Origin of the sequence: Micromonospora sp. NPDC049359 (assembly GCF_044466585.1) — a bacterium.
Classification (GTDB): Bacteria; Actinomycetota; Actinomycetes; order Mycobacteriales; family Micromonosporaceae; genus Micromonospora.
In genome coordinates this window covers 26,707-45,082 of record NZ_JBITMW010000020.1, presented here as the reverse complement: position 1 = coordinate 45,082, position 18,376 = coordinate 26,707, and the positions used below count along the sequence as shown (strand labels likewise).

Sequence of the window (18,376 nt, the reverse complement as noted above, 5' to 3'; positions counted from 1 at the left end):
ACAGCGCGGGATCAGTTGGTGATCACCGGCCAGGCGTAGGCGAGCAGCGCGCAGGCGGCGCCGAGCAGCGCGAACGAGATGCCCCGGGTGGGCAGGGGCAGGGCCGCGAGCACGATCAGGATGACGGCGATGATGTAGAGAAATGCCTGGGCGGACATGGAGGTCTCCTCAGTAAGGGGGGTAAGAAAAACGATCAGCCGTCCGGGGTGAACAGCCCCTGGATGCCGACGACAATCGCGATCAGGCCAAAGATCGCGAGCAACAGGCGGACTCCGGTCGCGCCGTCCGACTGCTCCACGCCCGACGCCGGACGACCGGTCAGACGGCCCCACAACAGGGCCAGGCCGACACCGATCCCGACCACCTCGAAGTGGAACACCCGGGGGCCGGACACCAGGTGGACGATCAGGTAGTAGCCGCCGGTCACCAGCGCCACGAGCCCGACCACCCACGCGATCGGCGCCACCCGACCGGCGAGGCGGCCCAGGTCGTCACCGACGCGCGGCAGCAACCGCAGCACGGCGATGGCGAGCAGGAAGCCGCCGACGATGTTGGCGAGGTCGAGCAGCAAAGCCATGATCACGAGGGTCTCCGTCGATCGGACGATCAGCCGGCGGGCAGATACCCATGGACCTGACCGGTTGAAACGACATTCGGCGATCGACCTTGAGCCGGAGCGCTCACTGTGGAGCGATGAGGGGGGCGTAGTCGGCACGGCCGAGCGGCTGTGCCGACAGCAACCCGTCGGCGCGCGGCACTCCCAGCGGCCGTTCGTCGCGCACGAACGTCACGGTGCTGACGTCGGGACGGCTGGTGAGCGTGCAGACGATCTGCCCGAAGGCGAGCACCTCGTCGCTGCGACCGGCGTCGTCACCAGGTTCGTCGACCATGACCCGGGCCTGGCTGGCGCTCAGCGTCACACCGGCCGCGTTGACCGCCCCCGGCAGGGCACTGGTGAGGTCGGTGTCGCGTTCGGCAGTGGTGGGGCCGGCGAACAGGTGCCGCAGGTGCTCCTCGATGGTGGGTGGACGGTCGACGCTCCGCAGCACCGGGACGATCCGGTTGTCGCGTACGAGGCAGAGGGTCTCGGTGGCCGGACCGGCCGGCGCGGTGTCGGCGGATGCGGTGTCGGCGGTGGTCGGGAACGGCCCGCGCGGCGGCGACACCGGGCGGGGCGCGTCGTCGGCGGGGATGCCGCAGCCGACCAGCAGCGCGACGAGACCCAGACCGAGCAGGCGCCGACGACTCATGCCAGGCTCTCCGGCAGGGTCACGCGGAACCGGGCGCCGCCGCCGGGATGGTCGGTGACGGTGACGGTCCCACCGTGCGCGCTCGCGTGCTGGGCGACCAGGGCGAGACCGAGCCCGGTGCCGTCGCCCGCGCCACGCGTGTGGGCGGCACGTCCACGCACGAAGCGGTCGAAGATGGCCTCCCGGTCCTCGACGGGTACGCCCGGGCCGTCGTCCTCGACCTCGATCACGGCGGCGCTGCCGTCGCGGTCGAGCAGGACGGACGTCGGACCGCCCCCGTAGGTCACGGCGTTGTCCAGCAGGTTCGCCAGGATCTGCGCGACGCGCCGACGCTCGACCCGCCACGTCGCGGGCGCCCCGGGCGCGAGCCGCACGATCGACACCGGCAGGTCCAGGGCTTCGCAGGCGGCGCGGGCCAGCGCCACCGGGTCCACCGGCGCGCGGTGCGCGGGCTGGTCGCTACGGGCCAGGTCGATCAGGTCGTTGACGAGCCGCTGAAAGCGGTCGATCTCGTCGGCGACCAACCCCGCCGCGATCGCCGTCCGCTCGTCCTGGTGTTCCCGGCGACGGGCCAGCACGCTCGCCGCGGCGGCGAGGGTCTGCAACGGCGACCGCAGTTCGTGGCTGACGTCGGCGGCGAAGCGGCGGTCGCGCTCGATGCGGTGGGCGAGCCGGTCGACCATCTGGTTGAACGAGGAGGACAACCGGGTCAGGTCGGGGTCGGTGGCCGGGTCCAGGCGGGCCGTGAAGTCACCGGCCGCGATCTTCTCCGCCGCGTCGGCGACCGCCGTCAACGGGCGCAGCCCGTGCCGGGTGGCGTGCCACCCCAGCGCGGCGCCGGACCCGGCGATCATGATGGCCACGGTGGTCAACGCGAGCGCCAGGACCTGAAACGTCTGCTCCAACTCGCGCAGGGAATTGACCTCGAAGTACGTCGCCGTCGCGGACAGGGGCACGCCGACCACGAGAACCGACTGACCGTCCACCCGTACCCGTTGCACCGCCGGCTGCCCGGACGCCACGACGCGGCGCAGGTCCTGGGGGATGGCGGTGGTGGGGCCGGGGTCGGCCGTGCGGGCGTACCACTCGCCGTTGAGGTGCAGCACCGGGCGACGTCCGCCGCCGGTGTCCAGCGACCGCAGCACCTCCACGACATTGGGGGTGTCGGTGTCGATCCCGGCGCGCACGACCGTCGCGTCGAAGTACGCGGCGCGCAGGGCGGTGCGTTCCCGCTCTCCGATCAGGGATCGGCGGGTCAGCTCGTAGGAGACCAGGGCCATCGAGGCGGCGAGCAGGAGCGCGCCGACGGCGAACGCGGCGGTGACCCGGGTACGCAGTCCGAGGCGTCTCATCGCTGCAACTTGTAACCCATACCCCGCAGGGTGACCAGGTGCCGAGGGGTCGCCGGGTCCGGCTCGATCTTCTGCCGCAACCGGCCGACGTGCACGTCGACAAGCCGCTCGTCGCCGATGTCGTAGCCCCAGACCCGCTGCAGCAACTGTTGGCGTGACAGCACCCGGCCCGCGTGCTCGGCCAGCTCGCACAGCAACCGGAACTCGGTACGGGTCACCGCCACCGGCCGGCCGCCACGACGCACCTCGCCCGCGTCGGGACTGATCTCCAACTCGCCGAACGCCAGCACGGGCACCGGCTCCGCCGCCGGCCCCCCGACCACGGCGCGGGCACGGCGACGCAGCGCCCGCAGCCGCGCGGTCAGTTCCTTGATCGCGACCGGCTTGACCAGGTAGTCGTCCGCGCCGGCCTCCAGGGCGGCGACGATGTCATGGGTGTCGTCCCGGGCGCTGACCACCACGATCGGCACGTCGTCGTCGCGGCGGAGCTGCCGGATGCACTCGAAGCCGTCGAGGCCGGGAAGCATCAGGTCGACGAGCACGTAGTCCGCCGGATCACGGCGCTGCGCGCGCAGCCCCTCCTCGGCGGTGGCCGCGCCCACCGCGTCGTACCCCTCGTCCTGGAGGGCGAGCAGCAGCGCCAGTCGGATCCGGTCGTCGTCCTCGATCACCAGTACGGCCGTCATAACCGCATCATCCCCAGGCCACGACGACACGGCCAATCGCGTCCGCCGGCCTGCGGATTTGTCACCCAACTGTCATAGATCCGCGCGACGCCCGCCACGCCGGACCGGCACGGTGGCAGGCGACCAGAGCCACGAGAAAGGGGTACGACAGTGACGGGACCACTCAAACCTCCGTCGTACGCGCTGCCGCTGGTGGAGGTCAGCATCACCCAACTGGACCTGAGCTGCCTGGCCGAGAGCGGCGCCGTGTTCGACCGGCTGCTGGCGCTGCGCCCCGGGCAGGTCGTCGTCGACCTGTCGGAGTGCCGTTACCTCGACGCCGCCGCCATCGGCCTGCTGCTGGACATCCACCGACGGCTGGCCCGCGCCGACGGGACCCTCGTCGTACGCAACCCCAACCGGCGTATCCAGCGCATCCTGCACCACGCCCGGCTGGACCAGGTCCTGCCGATCGTCACCGAACCGCCGTCGGCGTCGCCCGGCGATCCGGCGACGCGGGACGAGTCGCGGCCGGTCGAGCCGGCGCTCGCCGCTCGCGGCGGACAGAAAGGATCAGCGGCATGACCGTCGTCCCGGACGACAACCTGATGACCCTCATCTGTGACATCTGCGGCGACAGTCTCACCGCCACCGCCTGCGTGCTGCCCGACGCCGAGGTCGTCTGGACGCTCGTGTCCGAGCACGGCTGGAGCGGCTCGCCGTTCGCCACCGGACCACACCGCTGCCCCCACTGCAGCCTGCTCCCGCCCGCGAACCCCCGGCAGGCCTCGATCGAGGGCCACGGTCCCGGCGGGATTCTCGGCATCGACCACCTCGACGACGCCACCATCGTCACCGCCAGCGGCGACATCGACGTCGCCACCGGGGACGCGCTGCGTGCCGCGCTGCGGCAGGCGGCCGAGGCGGGCGCACCCGTGCTGGTCGACCTGAGTCGTGTACACGCCATCGACTCCACCGGCCTCGGCCTGCTGGTCCGGGCCCACCTCGACGCCCGCGAGCGGGGCCTCACGCTCTGCCTCGCCGCGCCGTCGCGGTTCATCCGGACCGTCCTGCACACGATGCGCCTGGACGGCGTCTTCCCGATCTTCGACAGTCGCGAGGACGCCCTGGACCGGATGGCCCGGCCGGCGCTGTCCGTGGCCGCGCCCACGGCCGAGACGTAACGCCGACGGCCGTGGCAGCAGCTCAGACGCCCATCGTCACGAGATCCGCGGACGCCAGGTTCACGCCGATGACCAACGGTTTCGCAGGGTGGCCAGGCCGGCCGGGGTTATCTCGCCGAGGACGCGGAGCCGGGCCATTCCACCGTCCGGGTACGCGTCGAGGCGTACCCAGGTCACCGCGTCCGCGTCGGTGACCAGGAATCGGTGCCGGGTGTCGGGTTGCAGGCGGGTCACCGGCAGCAGGTCGAACCAGCCGTCCGGGTCGTCCGGGTCGGTGGCGCACCCGCGGACCGCCGCCGCCCCGGGCGCGTTGCCCTTGAAGTGGCTGGTATCCAACTCGACGAGCCGGACGACGCCGGGTGCGGCGAGGCGCAGCAGGACCCAGTCGTTGCCGTCGTCGCGGCGGCGGGCCGTCTCCCAGCCCTCCCCCATCGTGCGGGCCCGGCCGGGGGCGATCAGGTTGTGGGGCGTGCCGTAGAACATGTCGCTGCATCCCACGACGAGACCCCCGTGTTCCAGGGCCGCCAGGTCGACCAGGCCACCGGCGAGGAACCGGGGGTCGGGGGTGGCCTCGCCGTGCACCCGCAACCGGGCGACACCGCCGTCCGGGAAGATCGACAGGCGTACGTGGGTGACCCGGTGTCCCGGTTCGACGGAGAAGACGTTGCGGGTGTCGCCGGCGAGCGCCACCCGGGGCACCAGGGGCGTCCAGGTCGCCTCGGCGAGGTCCTCGGGTGCCGGATGCCCGTCCAGGCGGCAGGCGTCGACCGCCGCGTACGGCGGGTAGTTGCCGGTGAAGTGGCTGGTGTCCACGACGACGGTGTGCACGATCCCGGGCACGCCGAGCCGCACGATGGCGTGATCGTGCCCGGGGGTACGCCGACGGCGGGTCTCCCACCCCTCGTACACCTGGCCCTTGGCCCCGAAGGTGGCTGGGGCGAACGTCGGCGGCTTCGGGTCGACGAGGTGGTCGGCGGGGGCGAAGAACTCGTCGTTGGCGTGGACGACGCCACCGGACAGCGCCCGGGAGGCGAGGTCGGGAAGTGTGCTCATCGGCTGCTCCCGGAGATGAGGCGTCCCCGTGGCGGTCCGTCCGGCGAGACCGGCTGGCCACGCAGCCACACGTCGCGTACGACGCCGTGCAGCGTCCGCCCGGCGTACGGGGTGACGGGATGGCGGTGCCGCAGCGTCGCCGGGTCGACCACGAACGGCTCGTCCGGTGCGAAGGCGACGAGGTCGGCGTCGGAACCGGGAGCGATGCGCCCCTTGGTGCCCAGTCCGGCGATCTCGGCGGGCCGCTGCGCCATCCACCGGACGACGTCGATCAGCCGGTACCCGCGCCGCCGGGCACTGCTCCAGATGGCCGGCAGGCCGATCTGCAACGACGAGATGCCTCCCCACGCGGCGGCGAAGTCACCGCTCGGCGGTCTCTTCAGAGCCGGTGTGCTGGGTGAGTGGTCGGAGACGACGCAGTCGATGACCCCGGCGACCAGACCCGCCCAGAGCCGGTCCTGGTTGGCGCGGTCCCGGATCGGCGGACAGCACTTGTACTCGGTGGCGCCGTCGGGCACCTCCTCGGCGCTCAGGCAGAGGTAGTGCGGGCAGGTCTCGACGGTGACGCTGACGCCCGCGTCCCGCGCGGCGGCGATCAGCGGCAGGGCGTCGGCCGACGACAGGTGCAGGATGTGGACGCGTGCGGCGGCGCGTCGGGCGGCGTCCAGCACCCGGGCGATGGCCGTTGTCTCGGCGTTCGGTGGCCGGGACGCCACGAAGTCGGCGTAGCGGCGCGACGGTGGTGCGGCGCTGATGTCGTCGGGGTTCTCGGCGTGCACGATGAACAGGGCGTCGACCGCGCGGAGCGCGGTGTCGAGCGCCGGTGGGTCCAGCGGCGGGAACTCCGGCACACCGGAGTCGACGAGGAAACATTTGAAGCCGAGGACACCGGCGCGGTGCAGCGCCGCGAGGTCTCCGGCGTTGCCGGGCACAGCTCCGCCCCAGAAACCGACGTCCGTGTGCACCGCGCCGTCGGCGGCGCGGCGCTTCACGTCGAGGGCCGGCACCGACACGGTCGGCGGGAGGGAGTTGAGCGGCATGTCGACGATCGTCGTCACGCCGCCGGCTATCGCGGCGCGGGTGGCCGAGGCGAAGCCCTCCCATTCGGTACGCCCGGGTTCGTTCACGTGCACATGGGTGTCGACGAGGCCGGGCAGCAGGGCCAGGTCGCCGAGGTCGGTGACCGGCCCGTCGGGCGTGGCGTCGTGGTCGGTCACCGCCATGATGCGTCCGTCGGTGACGCAGACCGTCGCCGGCCGTTCGCCCCGCGGGGTGACGACCCGCGTCGAGCGCAGGACGAGGTCGTAGCTCACAGCGCCTCCAGGGTGGCTCGGTCGACGCCGACCTCGTCCGGGTCGAGCGCGCCGCAGTCGAGGCCACGGCGCAGGAACCCGGCGAGCGCGTGTGCGGTCGCCGGTTCGTCCAGCACGCCCCCGGCGCGGCGGTCCAGGTACGCGGTGAGGCGTTCCACGGTGGCCGCACGGCTCTCGCGGAAGAAGGCGTAGGTGGCGGCGTACCGGGTGGGCAACTGCGCGGGATGCAGGTCCCAACCCTGGTAGAAGCCGCGCGCGAGGGACCGCCGGACCAGGCTCGTGTGCAGCCGCCAGGCCCGGTGTACGGCCGTCGCGTCGCCGACCGGGAGCACGTTCGACGAGCCGTCGCTGAGGCGTACGCCGGTGCCGGCCGCCGCCGCCTGCATGACGGCCTTGGCGTGGTCGGCGACGGGATGGTCGAGCGACTGGTGGGCGGCCGCGACGCCGCAGGCGGCGCTGTAGTCGTACGTGCCGTAGTGCAGCCCGACGCAGCGGCCCTGGGCGGCGGTGATCATGCGGGCGACGGTGGCGGTGCCGTCCGCGCCCAGCACCGCCTCCGGGGTCTCGATCTGCAGCTCGAAGCGCAGGCTCGCGGCCGGCAGCGCGTACGCGGCCTCCAACGCCGCGCACAGCAGGGACATCGCCGCGACCTGCTCGACGGCCCGGACCTTCGGCAGGGTGACGACGAAACCGGGTGGGGGTGGACCGAGCGCGTCGAGGAACACGTCGAGGGTACGGATCGCCCGGTCCCGGCTGTCGGCGTCGAGGCTCTTGCAGCGCAGCCCGACGAACGCGGGGCGCGGGCCGTTCCGCAGCGCCGTCGCGGCGACGCGGGCGCTCTCGTCCTCCTCGTCGTCGTCGCGTACGCCGTAGCCGTCCTCGAAGTCGAGACGGAGATCCTCGATGGGCTCGGTGGACAGCTTCGCCAGCACGCGGTCGCGCAGCTCCACCGGGAACGGCAGGGGTGGGCACCCGTTCAGCGTGTCGAGGGCCTGCTCGCCCCAGCGCCGGCACAGGTCCGGGGTGTACCGGTCCGCCGGGACGTACACGGTGTGCACCGGCTGCCGGCCGGCGGCCGCACCCGGGTAGCGCCGCCGCAGCGCCTCGTCGACCGGCGCGAGCCGGCGGTCCAGTTCGAGGCCGGTCCGCTCGTGCAGTCGCCGGCCCATCAGTCGACGACCTCGTACGCGGGCACCGTGAGGAAGTCGACGAACTCGTCGTCCAGCGCGCCCCGCTCGACGAGGGCCCGTGCGTCCGGCCACCGCCCGGCCGCGTAGGCGGTCTCCCCCACGGCGTGCCGAATCCCGGCCAGTTCCTCCCCCACGACGCGTCGGACGAGGTCCGCGGAGACCGTCTCGCCGGTGTCGGCCAGCCGGACAGCCTGGTGCGCCCACTGCCAGATCTGGGCGCGGGAGATCTCGGCGGTGGCCGCGTCCTCCATGAGGTTGTTGATGGCGACGGCCCCGACGCCCCGGAGCCAGGCCTCCAGGTAGCGCAGCGCGACCGAGACGTTGGTCCGCAACCCGGCCGAGGTGACCTCGCCGCCCGCGACCGTGAAGTCGAGCAGCCGGTCGGCGGGCACGCGCACGTCGTCGCGGATGCGGTCCAGTTGGTTGTCCCGCTGCCCGAGGACGCCGTCGAAGACCTCGCGGCAGACCGGCACCAGCGCCGGGTGGGCCACCCAGGAGCCGTCGAAGCCGTCGTTCGCCTCGCGCTCCTTGTCCGCGCGGACCTGCGCGAAGGCCGCCGCGTTCCGCTGCGCGTCACCGCCGGGCACGAAGGCCGACATGCCGCCGATGGCGACCGCGCCACGGCGGTGACAGGTCGCGACGAGCAGATCGGTGTACGCGCGCAGGAACGGCGCGGTCATCGTGATCGCGGCACGGTCGGGCAGCACGGTCCGCTCGCGGAAGTTCTTGATGATGGAGAACAGGTAGTCCCAGCGCCCCGCGTTGAGCCCGGCGGCGTGCGGCCCCAGCGCGTGCAGGATCTCGTCCATCTCGAACGCCGCCGTGATGGTCTCGATGAGCACGGTCGCGCGGATCGCGCCGCGTCCGATGCCGAGCGTGTCCTCGGCGTACGCGAACACGTCGTGCCAGAGCCGCGCCTCCCGGTGGCTCTCCAGCTTCGGCAGGTAGTAGTACGGGCCGACGCCCCGCGCGATCGACTCCCGCGCGTTGTGGAAGGCGTGCAGGCCGAAGTCGACGAGCGCGCCGGCGGCCGGCACGCCGTCGACCAGCACGTGACGCTCGTCGAGATGCCAGCCCCGTGGTCGTACGACGATGGTGGCGAGCGGCCCGTCCGCGCGCAGGGCGTAGTGCCGCCCGTCCGGCGCGTCGTGGGTGATCGTGGCGCGTACGGCGTCGTACAGGTTGATCTGCCCGGCCATGACGTTCGCCCAGTGCGGCGTGTTGGCGTCCTCCAGGTCGGCGAGCCAGACCTGCGCGCCGGAGTTCAGCGCGTTGATGGCCATCTTGCGGTCGGTGGGTCCGGTGATCTCCACGCGCCGGTCGGCGAGACCGGGTGGTGGCGGGGGCACCCGCCACTCGGATTCGCGGATGTCCTTCGTCTCGGTCAGGAAGTCGAGTCGGCCGGTCCGGGCGATCTCCGCGCGTCGCCGAGCGCGACGGGCGAGCAGTTCCGCCCGGCGGGCGTCGAAGCGCCGGTGCAGCTCGCTGACGAACCCCAGCGCCTCGGGGCTGAGGATTTCCCGTTCGGTCATCGTCGGCACGTGCACTCCTGTCCTCGCTGTCGGGTGGGCCGTCACCGGGTTGCGTCGCGCAGCCGACCCGCTGCCCGTCGGGCCCGCAGGAGCAGGTCCCGTTCGTCGACGGTGCTCAGACGGCCGCCCTCAACGACCGGTCGACCGCCGACGAGCAGCAGCTCCACCGGCGCCGGCGCGCCGAGGACGAGGGCGGCGACCGGATCGGCGATGTCGGCGTGGCCGAGCCCGTCGAGACGCCAGAGCGCGACGTCGGCCAGCTTGCCCACCTCCAGCGAGCCGATCTCGTCCGCGCGGCCGAGGCAGCGGGCGCCGCCACGGGTGGCGAGGGTGAGCGCCTCGCGCGCGGTCAGGGCGGTCGGCCCACCCCGCAGACGGGCCACCAGCAGGGCCTGGCGTACCTCCGCGACCAGCTGTCCGGCCTCCTGGGAGGCGGCGCCGTCGACGCCGAGGCCGACGGACGCGCCGGCGTCGAGCAGGTCCCGCACAGGGGCGATACCCGCGCCGAGCCGGGCGTTCGAGCTGGGACAGTGCGCCAACGACGTGCCGCTCGCCGCGATCCGCCCGATGGCGTCGGCGTCCAGGTGCACGCCGTGCGCAAGCCAGACGTCGTCGCCGAGCCAGCCGAGCCGCTCGGCGTACTCGGCGGGCGCGCAGCCGTGCGTGGCCCGGCAGTAGTCCTCCTCGTCCACGGTCTCGGCCAGGTGGGTGTGCAGCCGGACGCCCCGGTCCCGCGCCAACGCGGCAGCGTCCCGCATCAACCGTTCACTCGCGGAGAACGGGGAGCAGGGACCCACCGCGACCCGGACCATCGCGTCCGGTGCGGGATCGGAGAAGCGGTCGATCGCCTCGGCCGTCGCGGCCAGCGCGACGTCGGTGTCCTCCACGAGGTGGTCCGGCGGCAGACCACCGGCGGACGCGCCGAGGTCCATGGAGCCGCGGACGGGGTGAAAGCGCAGCCCCACCCGGCCCGCCTCGGCCACCTCGGCGGCGAACAGGTCGCCGGCCCCCGCCGGGAACACGTAGTGGTGGTCGGTGGTCGTGGTGCAGCCGGACAGCGCGAGCCAGCCCAGCCCCGCGCCGACGGCCGCCGAGACGTCCTCCTCGCCGATGCGCGCCCACACCGGATACAGGTCGGTGAGCCAGCCGAACAGGTCGGCCTGCTGCGCGAGGCCCCGGGTAACCCACTGGTAGAGGTGGTGGTGGGTGTTGACCAGCCCCGGCGTGGCGAGGCAGCCGGTGCCGTCGACGCGCCGGACGGGCCCCGCCTGGTCCGTGGCGGCCGCCGGACCGGGCCCGACGGCGACGATCCGTCCACCCTCGACGACCAGGTGACCGCGCTCGTACTCGCGGCCCGTGCCGTCGACGGTCGCCACCGCGCAGCCCTCGATGACGATGCGCTCCGGCCGGGGCGGGGTCACACGTCCCACCACGACTCGACCCACCGTGGCGCGTCGTCGCGACGCACGGCGCCCTCGATCAGCCCGTACGGGCGGTCGGGGGCGTGGAAGACCTCGTTGGGATTGTCGAGCCCGAAGGGTGCGAGGTCGACGAGGAAGTGGTGCTTGTTGGGCAGCGACATCCGTACCTCGGTGATCTCCGGCCGATTTTCGAGGACCCGCTGACCCATCGCGTGGAGGGTCTGCTGCAGGGAGAGGCTGTGCGTGTCGACGAACGCCTCGACGAGGTGCCGCCGTGCCTCGCCGAACGAGACCGCCCAGTCGTCGCTCCCGCTCGTCGCGTGTCGCCAACGAGCGTCCACCGCCGTGGCCAGGATCCGGTCGTGCGCCTCGGGCAACGTCGTGTACGCGTCCCGCACGAAGCCGAAGAACTCCGAGTCGGTCGTGTTCATCAGCACCATCCCGGTCAGCCCGGAGACGACGACGGCGTCCGACCCGTCGACGGTGACCGTCGCCGTCCGCGTCTCGGCCCCCGAGCGGGCGAACGAGTGCGGGCCCAGGCGTCCCCAGGCGTGCTCGTGGATGTCGACGGTCGCCCGGGTGACGGCGGGCTGCGACTCGACGAAGTGCCGGGCCAGGCGCAGCCCGAAGTCCTCGATCGCGCCGACGCCGTGTTGGCGGGCGAAGGCGTACACCGTGTTCTTCTGGCTGTCGGTCGGCAGGACCTTGCTGTTGTCGCCGGTCAGGTGGGTGTCGGCCAGGTCGCCGGCGAGCGCGACGCCGACGGTCAGATCGGTCAGGTCGTGCCGCGCGCCGTGGCGGACGACGTGGACCAGCCGCACTTCGGCCTTGCCGTACTGGTGGGGGCCGAGAACAACGTCCAACGGGTCAACTCCCTCGATACGTCGAATAGCCGTACGGGCTCAGCAGCAGAGGCACGTGCACGTGCCGCCAGACATCCGTGACCACGAACACCACCGACACCTCCGGGAAGAACGCCCCGAGGCCGAGGTAGCCGGCGGTGTCGAAGCAGAGTCGGTACGTCCCCCGGGCCCAGCGCCGCTTGGGCACCCAGTCGCGCAGCCGCCCGTCGGGGTCCGTACGCCCCGTGGCGACGTCGATCCACCGGTCGCCGGCCCAGCGGTACAGGTGCACGGCCACTCCCTGGGCCGGTTCCCCGCGGGCGGTGTCGAGGACGTGCGTGGAGAGGCTCACTCGGCCATCAGCCTCGTCAGTCGCAGCGCCGTGATCCGGGTCAGCTCGGCCCGGACCACCTCCCGCTCCGCCGCCGCGCCGTTGGCGAGCCGGGCGGTGGCGGCGGCGACGATCTCCGCGGGCGACCGTCCGTTCGCGAAGATCAGGAAGAGGTGGCCGAAGCGGGCCTCGTAGGCGCGGTTGACCTCGCGCAGGGCGAGCCGGGTGCGCTCGTCGCTGTCGGCGACGCCGGCCTGCTCGCGGCGGGACCAGGTCGCGTCACGCCCGTCGCCGTCGGCCCGTTGCCCGATCCGGGGATGCGCCGCCAGCGCCTCGGCGATGTCGGGCCAGGGCAGGGCGGCGAGCGTCGCGGATCCCGTGGTGACGAGCGCCGCCGGGGTGGCGTAGGGACGGGCGGCGGCCACGGCCCGCGCCCACGACGGCGACGCGCAGCACGCCGACAGCTCCCGCTCGGCGTCGGCCGCCGGCAACGCGTTGAACCACGTCAGACGCTCGTGCACCGGACCTCCCCTCCACTTCGCGGTGGCGGTAGTCAAACAGCGACATCGAGCCGGGTGCATTGGGCGAGCGAACCGAACTTGAAACATTGCCGCCCTACGGTCTCTGGAGCTTCCTCCAAGGCAAGGAGTTGTCGATGCGCCTCAACGACCTCCTGGGCCAGGCCGGCCTCAAACTGACGTTGCTCAGCGGCCACAGCCAGGGCGAGCGGGTGATCCAACAGTTCTTCACCACCGACCTGCTCGACCCGAGCCGCTACCTGTCCGGCGGCGAGGTGGTGCTCACCGGTCTCATGTGGAGACGCGGTCCGACGGACTCCGAGGTGTTCGCGGCGGCCGTCGCGCGGGCGGGCGTCAGCGCGGTCGGGGCCGGCGCGGCGGCGTTCGGCACCGTCCCGGCCGATGTCGTCGAGGCGTGCGCACGTCACGACGTCCCCGTGTTCGAGGTACCCGTCGAGGTGTCCTTCACCGTCATCAGCGATGCCATCGGCACTGCCCTGCGGGTCGAGAGAGCCACCGGACTGGCCGCGACCGTGCACCGGCACCAGGGTCTGATCGCGGCGCTCACCGAGGACGCGCACCTCGCCGACCTGCTGCCGTCGGCCGCCGCCGAGACCCCCTGCTGGGTCCTGTCGCCCACCGGCCGGCTCGTCGCGGGCACCGCCCCGATCGACGGCGACCTGTGCGCCCGGCTGGCGCGTACGTTCCTGACCGCCCCTCGGCTGCCCCACGTCCTCGGCGTCGGCCGGGACCGGCGCGTCTCGCTCTTCGGCGCGAGCGCCCACCCGGGCCGGCGGGTCGGCACGTGGTTCCTGGCCTGCGCGGGCGACCTGACCACCTGGGAGCCCGAGCGCCGCCAGGCCGTCGAAGGGCTGGTCACCCTGCTCACCCTCGAACGCGCCCACCTCGACCGGCACCTGCACGTCGAGCGTCGCCTCGCCGCGCTCCTGCTGCGACCGCTGGTCGGCGGCGCCGCGCCCGCCGAGATCGCGGCGCGTCTCGAAGCGTGTCGCCTGGACCCGGACGCCACCTTCCTCGCCCTCACCGCCGGCACCGCAACGGCGGCGCCCGACGACCTGCCGCTCAGCGTCGTCGAGGAGGTCGTGCGGCCGCTGGCGCCCACGTCGGCCATCGCGACCGTCGGCGACGAGGTCCACGCGCTCATCCCCGTCGACTCCCCCGGCGACGTCAGCCCGGCCGACCTCGTGCAGGGGATCCGCCAGGCGACGCGGGCACTGACACCGGCTCTGGGCGCAGCGCGGTTCGCCATCGGGATCAGCGCCGCGGCATCGGGGGCCGACGCGCTGGACACGGCGGTCGAGGAGGCCCGCCACGCCTACCGGTACGCCGTCACCGGGCAGGAGCGGGTGGCGGTGGTGTCCAGCGGAGACCTGTCCTCGCACGCGCTGCTGCTGGCCGGCGTCCCGACCGAGGCCCGGCGGGCGTTCCACCGCCGGCTGTTGCGCCCCCTCGCCGAGTACGACCGCGCGCACGACGCCCGCCTCGTGCACACCCTCGACATGTTCCTGCGCTGCGACGGCTCGTGGACCCGCACGGCGAAGGAGCTGCACGTCCACGTCAACACCCTGCGCTACCGCATCCAGCGCATCGAGCAGCTCACCGGCCGCAAGCTGCACCGCTTCGACGACCGCGTCGACCTGTACCTCGCGCTGCAACTGCAACGCCACTAGGCCGTGTGTCAAAGCCCCTGGCCGGCCTGCGGAGGCCGAGCGGACCGGCCGTTTCGGCCGCTGGTGAACCGCCGCTCGCGGGCCCGTGGTCCGACCGGATCGGAGCCACCCGCTCCATTGAGCGTGATGCCTGTGGGTCATCAAGATGACTCACCGGCATCACGCTCATTCTGGTGTCCGCCGTCCGCCCCTCGGCTCGACCGAGGACCTTGACACCCGGCCTGGACGAGTACGTGTCCAGGTGGCTGCCCGCTGTGCGAAAGCCCAACTCGCGGCGGCGAGCACCCGGCAGCCTTCGTGCCCTGAGCCAATGGGCTGCGACCCTCCGCACTGCTGAGATGGCTGTCAGGTGAGCCGACCGGGTTCGCGGGACGGGGTGTGCGGGGTGGATCTGAACTCGGTACGGACCGTGGTGCCCGCGGCGGCGGCCGGTCGCTGGCAGCCGGGCGACGCCTGGCTCGCCGGTGGCACATACCTGTTCTCCGAACCCCATCGGCACCTCCGCCGGCTCCGCGACCTGACCGGCGAGGACTGGCCGCCGGTGACCGACACACCGCGTGGCCTGGACATCGCCGCGACGTGCACGATCGCGGAGCTGGCCCGGTCCACGACGGTGCGGCCCACGGCACTGCGGGAGCTGGTCCGGCGCTGCTGCGAGGCGTTCCTCGCCTCGTTCAAGATCTGGAACACGGCGACCGTCGGCGGGAACCTGTGCACGGCGCTGCCGGCGGGCCCGATGATCTCGCTGGGCACGGCCCTGGACGGCACCTGCCTGCTGCTGACCGCCGAGGGCGGCCGGCGTGAGCTGGCGGTCGCGGACTTCGTGACAGGCGAGGGCACGACCGCCCTCGTACCCGGGGAGTTTCTGCGGTCGATGACCCTGCCCGCCGCCTCCCTGCGCAGTCCGACCGCGTTGCGCCGGGGATCCCTGTTCGTCGGCGGCCGGTCCGCCGCGCTGCTGGTCGGCCGCACCGACCCGGACGGGTCGTTCGTGCTCACCGTGACCGCGTCCACGGTACGGCCGGTGCAGCTCCGGTTCGACGCCCTGCCCACGGCCGGGACGCTGCGGCAGGCCGTCACCGACGGCATCCCCGCCGAGCGGTACGTCGACGACGTGCACGGTCTGCCGCGGTGGCGACGCCACCTCACCCTGCTGTTCGCCGAGCAGATCCGCGCCGAACTCGCCGGAAGGAGCCCGCGGTGACCGCCGGCGGAATCGTGGTTGACGGGACGGCGTGCAACCAGGCCCCCCGGCCCGGCCAGTGCCTGCGCACCTACCTGCGCGAACGCGGTCGCCTCGGGGTCAAGAAGGGCTGCGACACGGGCGACTGCGGCGCCTGCACGGTGCACGTCGACGGCCAACCCGTGCACAGCTGCGTCTACCCGGCGGTCCGGGCCCGGGGTCGTCAGGTCACCACCATCGGCGGCCTGGCCACGCCCGACGGCCTGCACCCCGTGCAGCAGCGCTTCCTGGACGCGCAGGGCTTCCAGTGCGGTTTCTGCACCGCCGGGTTCATCATGACGGCCGCCGCGCTCGACGAGCGCCAACTCGACGCGCTCCCGCAGGCGTTGAAGGGCAACCTGTGCCGCTGCACCGGCTACCGGGCGATCGAGGACGCCGTTCGCGGTGACCGCCACGTCCACGAGCCGGCCTCGGGCGCGGCGGTCGGGGCCAACGTGGCGGCGCCGGCCGGCCGGGAGGTGGTCACCGGCGCGGCCCGGTACACGTTCGACGTCGACGTGCCCGGTCTGCTGCACCTGAAGGTGCTGCGCTCGCCCCACCCGCACGCGCGGATCCTGGCCGTCGACACCACCGCGGCGCTCGCCCTACCGGGCGTCCACGCGGTGCTCACCCACGCGGACGCCCCCGACCGTCGCTACTCGACCGCGCAGCACGAGCACCCGAGCGACGACCCGGCCGACACCCGGCTCCTGGACGACGTGGTGCGCCACGTGGGCCAGCGGGTCGCCGCCGTCGTCGCGGACACCGAGGCCGCCGCCGAGGAGGGCTGCCGACGCGTCGTCGTGCGCTACGAGGTGCTACCGGCGGTCGTCGACCCGGAGGCGGCGATGGCACCCGGCGCGCCGGTCCTGCACGGCGACCGGGGCGCCGAGGCCGGCATCGCCCGACCGGCCGACAACGTGGTCGGCGAGATCCACGCCGAGGTCGGCGACGTGGACGCCGGGCTCGCGGCCGCCGACCTGGTCCATCGGCAGACGTTCCGCACCCCACGTGTGCAGCACGCCAGCCTGGAGACGCACGGGGCGCTGGCCTGGGTCGACGCCGACGGACGGGTGACCGTACGCTCCAGCACCCAGACGCCGTTCCTCACCCGCCGCGCGCTGTGCCGGCTGTTCGACCTGCCGCTGGACCGGGTGCGGGTGCTCACCGGCCGGGTCGGCGGCGGGTTCGGCGGCAAGCAGGAGATGCTCGTCGAGGACCTCGTCGTCCTCGCCGTGCTGAAGACCGGCCGCCCGGTGAAACTCGAACACACCCGCGCGGAACAGTTCACCGCCACCACCACCCGGCACCCCTTCACCGTCGAGGTGACCGCCGGCGCCCGTCGGGACGGCACCCTGACCGGCATCCGCCTGCGGGTCGTCTCTAACACCGGGGCGTACGGCAACCACGGGCCCGGTGTGCTGTTCCACGGCTGCCACGAATCCCTGTCGGTGTACCGGTGCCCGAACAAGAGAGTCGACGGGTACGCGGTCTACACCAACACCGTCCCCGCCGGCGCGTTCCGCGGCTACGGCCTCGGGCAGGTCAGCTTCGCCGTCGAGTCGGTCCTCGACGAGCTGGCGCGACGCCTCGACCTCGACCCGGTCGACCTGCGCGCCCGCAACGTCGTACGCCCCGGTGAACGACTCGTCCCCCCGGCCGGCCACGACGACGACCTGACCGTCGGCAGCTACGGCCTCGACCAGTGTCTGGACGTCGTCGCCGCCGCCGCGCGGGACGCGGGACCGCCCGCACCGCCCGGCTGGCTCACCGGGCACGGCATGGCCCTGTCGATGATCGCCACCGCGCCACCCGGTGGGCACCACGCGGACGCCCGGGTGACGCTGCTGCCCGACGGGCGTTTCGAGGTCGCCGTCGGCACCGCCGAGTTCGGTAACGGCAGCACCACCGTGCACCAGCAGCTCGCCGCCGAGACGCTGGGCACGACGCCCGACCGGATCGCCATCCGCCAGTCCGACACGGACCTGGTCGGGCACGACACCGGGGCGTTCGGCAGCACCGGCACGATCGTCGCGGGCACCGCCGTCCTGCGCGCCTGTCGGGCGCTGCGTGACCGCCTGCTCGCGTTCGCGTCCGCGCACACCGGCGTACCGGTCGCGCACTGCCGACTCGACGCCGACGCCCTCGACTGCGCCGGCGACCGGCTGTCCCTGCCGGACCTGTGGGAACTCGCCCAGTCGGCCGGCGAGCAGACGGCCGCCGACGGGCACTGCGCGGGCACGCCACGGTCGGTGGCCTTCAACACGCAGTGGTTCCGGGTCGCGGTCGACCCGGACACGGGCGAGATCCGCATCCTGCGCAGCGTCCACGCCGCCGACGCCGGCACGGTCGTGAACCCCATGCAGTGCCGGGGCCAGGTCGAGGGCGGGGTCGCCCAGGCCATCGGGGCCGCCCTGTGCGAGGAGGTACGCGTCGATCCGGGCGGCACCGTCACCACGGCCGCGTTCCGCCAGTACCACCTGCCGACCCTCGCCGATATTCCGCGAACGGAGGTCCACTTCGCCCGGACGCGCGACGCCGTCGGCCCGCTGGGCGCGAAGTCGATGAGTGAGAGCCCGTTCAATCCGGTCGCGGCGGCGCTGGCGAACGCCCTACGCGACGCGACCGGCATCCGCTTCACCGATCTGCCACTCACCGCCGACCGGGTCTGGCTCGCTCTGCACGAGCAACGTTCAGCACCGACAATTACCTGATGGTCACGTGAACGGGTACGTTACTCGCCATTCACACGGATGACTGACCATGAGCGCGAAGATCAAGCAATCTCCTTCGAGGGCGCCCGAATGGCGCT

18 protein-coding genes are annotated in these 18,376 nt (G+C 73.2%); 5 read left to right on the top strand and 13 right to left on the bottom strand.

Going from position 1 to position 18,376, the window contains the following annotated elements:
* Nucleotides 1-11 precede the first annotated feature (11 nt).
* The 5 genes from ACIBTX_RS31790 to ACIBTX_RS31770 form a co-directional block, all read right to left on the bottom strand.
* A complete protein-coding gene (locus tag ACIBTX_RS31790; RefSeq protein WP_355048005.1) occupies nt 12-158 on the bottom strand; it encodes a hypothetical protein in 147 nt (48 codons plus the stop codon).
* 35 nt (nt 159-193) lie between these two features.
* Nucleotides 194-577, bottom strand: a complete 384-nt coding sequence (locus ACIBTX_RS31785; RefSeq protein WP_355048247.1) for a hypothetical protein — start codon at nt 575-577, stop codon at nt 194-196.
* Nucleotides 578-680: 103 nt separating this feature from the next.
* Nucleotides 681-1,250, bottom strand: a complete 570-nt coding sequence (locus ACIBTX_RS31780) for a GerMN domain-containing protein (RefSeq protein WP_357125359.1) — start codon at nt 1,248-1,250, stop codon at nt 681-683.
* Nucleotides 1,247-2,602, bottom strand: coding sequence for a HAMP domain-containing sensor histidine kinase (locus ACIBTX_RS31775; protein WP_357125356.1), 1,356 nt, complete (start codon nt 2,600-2,602; stop codon nt 1,247-1,249). Before ACIBTX_RS31775 ends, ACIBTX_RS31780 begins: the two co-directional genes overlap by 4 nt.
* Nucleotides 2,599-3,288, bottom strand: a complete 690-nt coding sequence (locus tag ACIBTX_RS31770; RefSeq protein WP_355048002.1) for a response regulator transcription factor — start codon at nt 3,286-3,288, stop codon at nt 2,599-2,601. Before ACIBTX_RS31770 ends, ACIBTX_RS31775 begins: the two co-directional genes overlap by 4 nt.
* Nucleotides 3,289-3,438: 150 nt before the next feature.
* Between ACIBTX_RS31770 and ACIBTX_RS31765 the strand changes: the two genes are divergently transcribed.
* Nucleotides 3,439-3,852 carry an STAS domain-containing protein gene (locus ACIBTX_RS31765; protein WP_357125352.1) on the top strand — a complete coding sequence of 138 codons (414 nt, stop codon included), beginning with the start codon at nt 3,439-3,441 and terminating at the stop codon, nt 3,850-3,852.
* Nucleotides 3,849-4,451, top strand: coding sequence for an STAS domain-containing protein (locus ACIBTX_RS31760; RefSeq protein WP_357125349.1), 603 nt, complete (start codon nt 3,849-3,851; stop codon nt 4,449-4,451). Before ACIBTX_RS31765 ends, ACIBTX_RS31760 begins: the two co-directional genes overlap by 4 nt.
* A 60-nt stretch (nt 4,452-4,511) precedes the next feature.
* Here ACIBTX_RS31760 and alc read toward each other — a convergent pair whose 3' ends face one another.
* The 8 genes from alc to uraD are packed head-to-tail and all read right to left on the bottom strand — an operon-like array spanning nt 4,512 to nt 12,654.
* Complete coding sequence (gene alc / locus ACIBTX_RS31755) at nt 4,512-5,504, bottom strand: allantoicase (protein ID WP_357125346.1); 993 nt, start codon at nt 5,502-5,504, stop codon at nt 4,512-4,514.
* Entirely contained in the window at nt 5,501-6,817 is a 1,317-nt protein-coding gene (allB, locus tag ACIBTX_RS31750) for an allantoinase AllB (protein WP_357125343.1), read from the bottom strand. The genes alc and allB overlap by 4 nt, the downstream gene beginning before the upstream one ends.
* A complete protein-coding gene (locus ACIBTX_RS31745) occupies nt 6,814-7,986 on the bottom strand; it encodes a DUF6986 family protein (RefSeq protein ID WP_357169100.1) in 1,173 nt (390 codons plus the stop codon). The genes allB and ACIBTX_RS31745 overlap by 4 nt, the downstream gene beginning before the upstream one ends.
* Nucleotides 7,986-9,539 (bottom strand): malate synthase A, encoded by a 1,554-nt coding sequence (gene aceB / locus ACIBTX_RS31740; RefSeq protein WP_357125711.1) that lies wholly within the window; start codon nt 9,537-9,539, stop codon nt 7,986-7,988. Before aceB ends, ACIBTX_RS31745 begins: the two co-directional genes overlap by 1 nt.
* Before the next feature lie 41 nt (nt 9,540-9,580).
* Entirely contained in the window at nt 9,581-10,972 is a 1,392-nt protein-coding gene (locus ACIBTX_RS31735) for an 8-oxoguanine deaminase (protein WP_357169097.1), read from the bottom strand.
* Complete coding sequence (pucL, locus tag ACIBTX_RS31730; protein WP_357169094.1) at nt 10,957-11,823, bottom strand: factor-independent urate hydroxylase; 867 nt, start codon at nt 11,821-11,823, stop codon at nt 10,957-10,959. Before pucL ends, ACIBTX_RS31735 begins: the two co-directional genes overlap by 16 nt.
* Before the next feature lie 4 nt (nt 11,824-11,827).
* On the bottom strand, nt 11,828-12,154 hold the full coding sequence (gene uraH / locus ACIBTX_RS31725) for a hydroxyisourate hydrolase (protein WP_355047963.1): 327 nt from the start codon (nt 12,152-12,154) through the stop codon (nt 11,828-11,830).
* Nucleotides 12,151-12,654, bottom strand: coding sequence for a 2-oxo-4-hydroxy-4-carboxy-5-ureidoimidazoline decarboxylase (gene uraD / locus ACIBTX_RS31720; RefSeq protein WP_357169091.1), 504 nt, complete (start codon nt 12,652-12,654; stop codon nt 12,151-12,153). The genes uraH and uraD overlap by 4 nt, the downstream gene beginning before the upstream one ends.
* 134 nt (nt 12,655-12,788) lie before the next feature.
* On the opposite strand from uraD, the gene ACIBTX_RS31715 reads away from it, so the two are divergent.
* The 3 genes from ACIBTX_RS31715 (at nt 12,789) to ACIBTX_RS31705 (ending at nt 18,278) form a co-directional block, all read left to right on the top strand.
* The gene (locus tag ACIBTX_RS31715) at nt 12,789-14,342 is read left to right on the top strand and encodes a helix-turn-helix domain-containing protein (protein WP_357169088.1); all 1,554 of its coding nucleotides are present in this window, start codon (nt 12,789-12,791) and stop codon (nt 14,340-14,342) included.
* A 385-nt stretch (nt 14,343-14,727) separates the two neighbouring features.
* A complete protein-coding gene (locus ACIBTX_RS31710) occupies nt 14,728-15,546 on the top strand; it encodes an FAD binding domain-containing protein (RefSeq protein ID WP_357169086.1) in 819 nt (272 codons plus the stop codon).
* The gene (locus tag ACIBTX_RS31705) at nt 15,543-18,278 is read left to right on the top strand and encodes a molybdopterin cofactor-binding domain-containing protein (protein ID WP_357169083.1); all 2,736 of its coding nucleotides are present in this window, start codon (nt 15,543-15,545) and stop codon (nt 18,276-18,278) included. The genes ACIBTX_RS31710 and ACIBTX_RS31705 overlap by 4 nt, the downstream gene beginning before the upstream one ends.
* Nucleotides 18,279-18,376 lie beyond the last annotated feature (98 nt).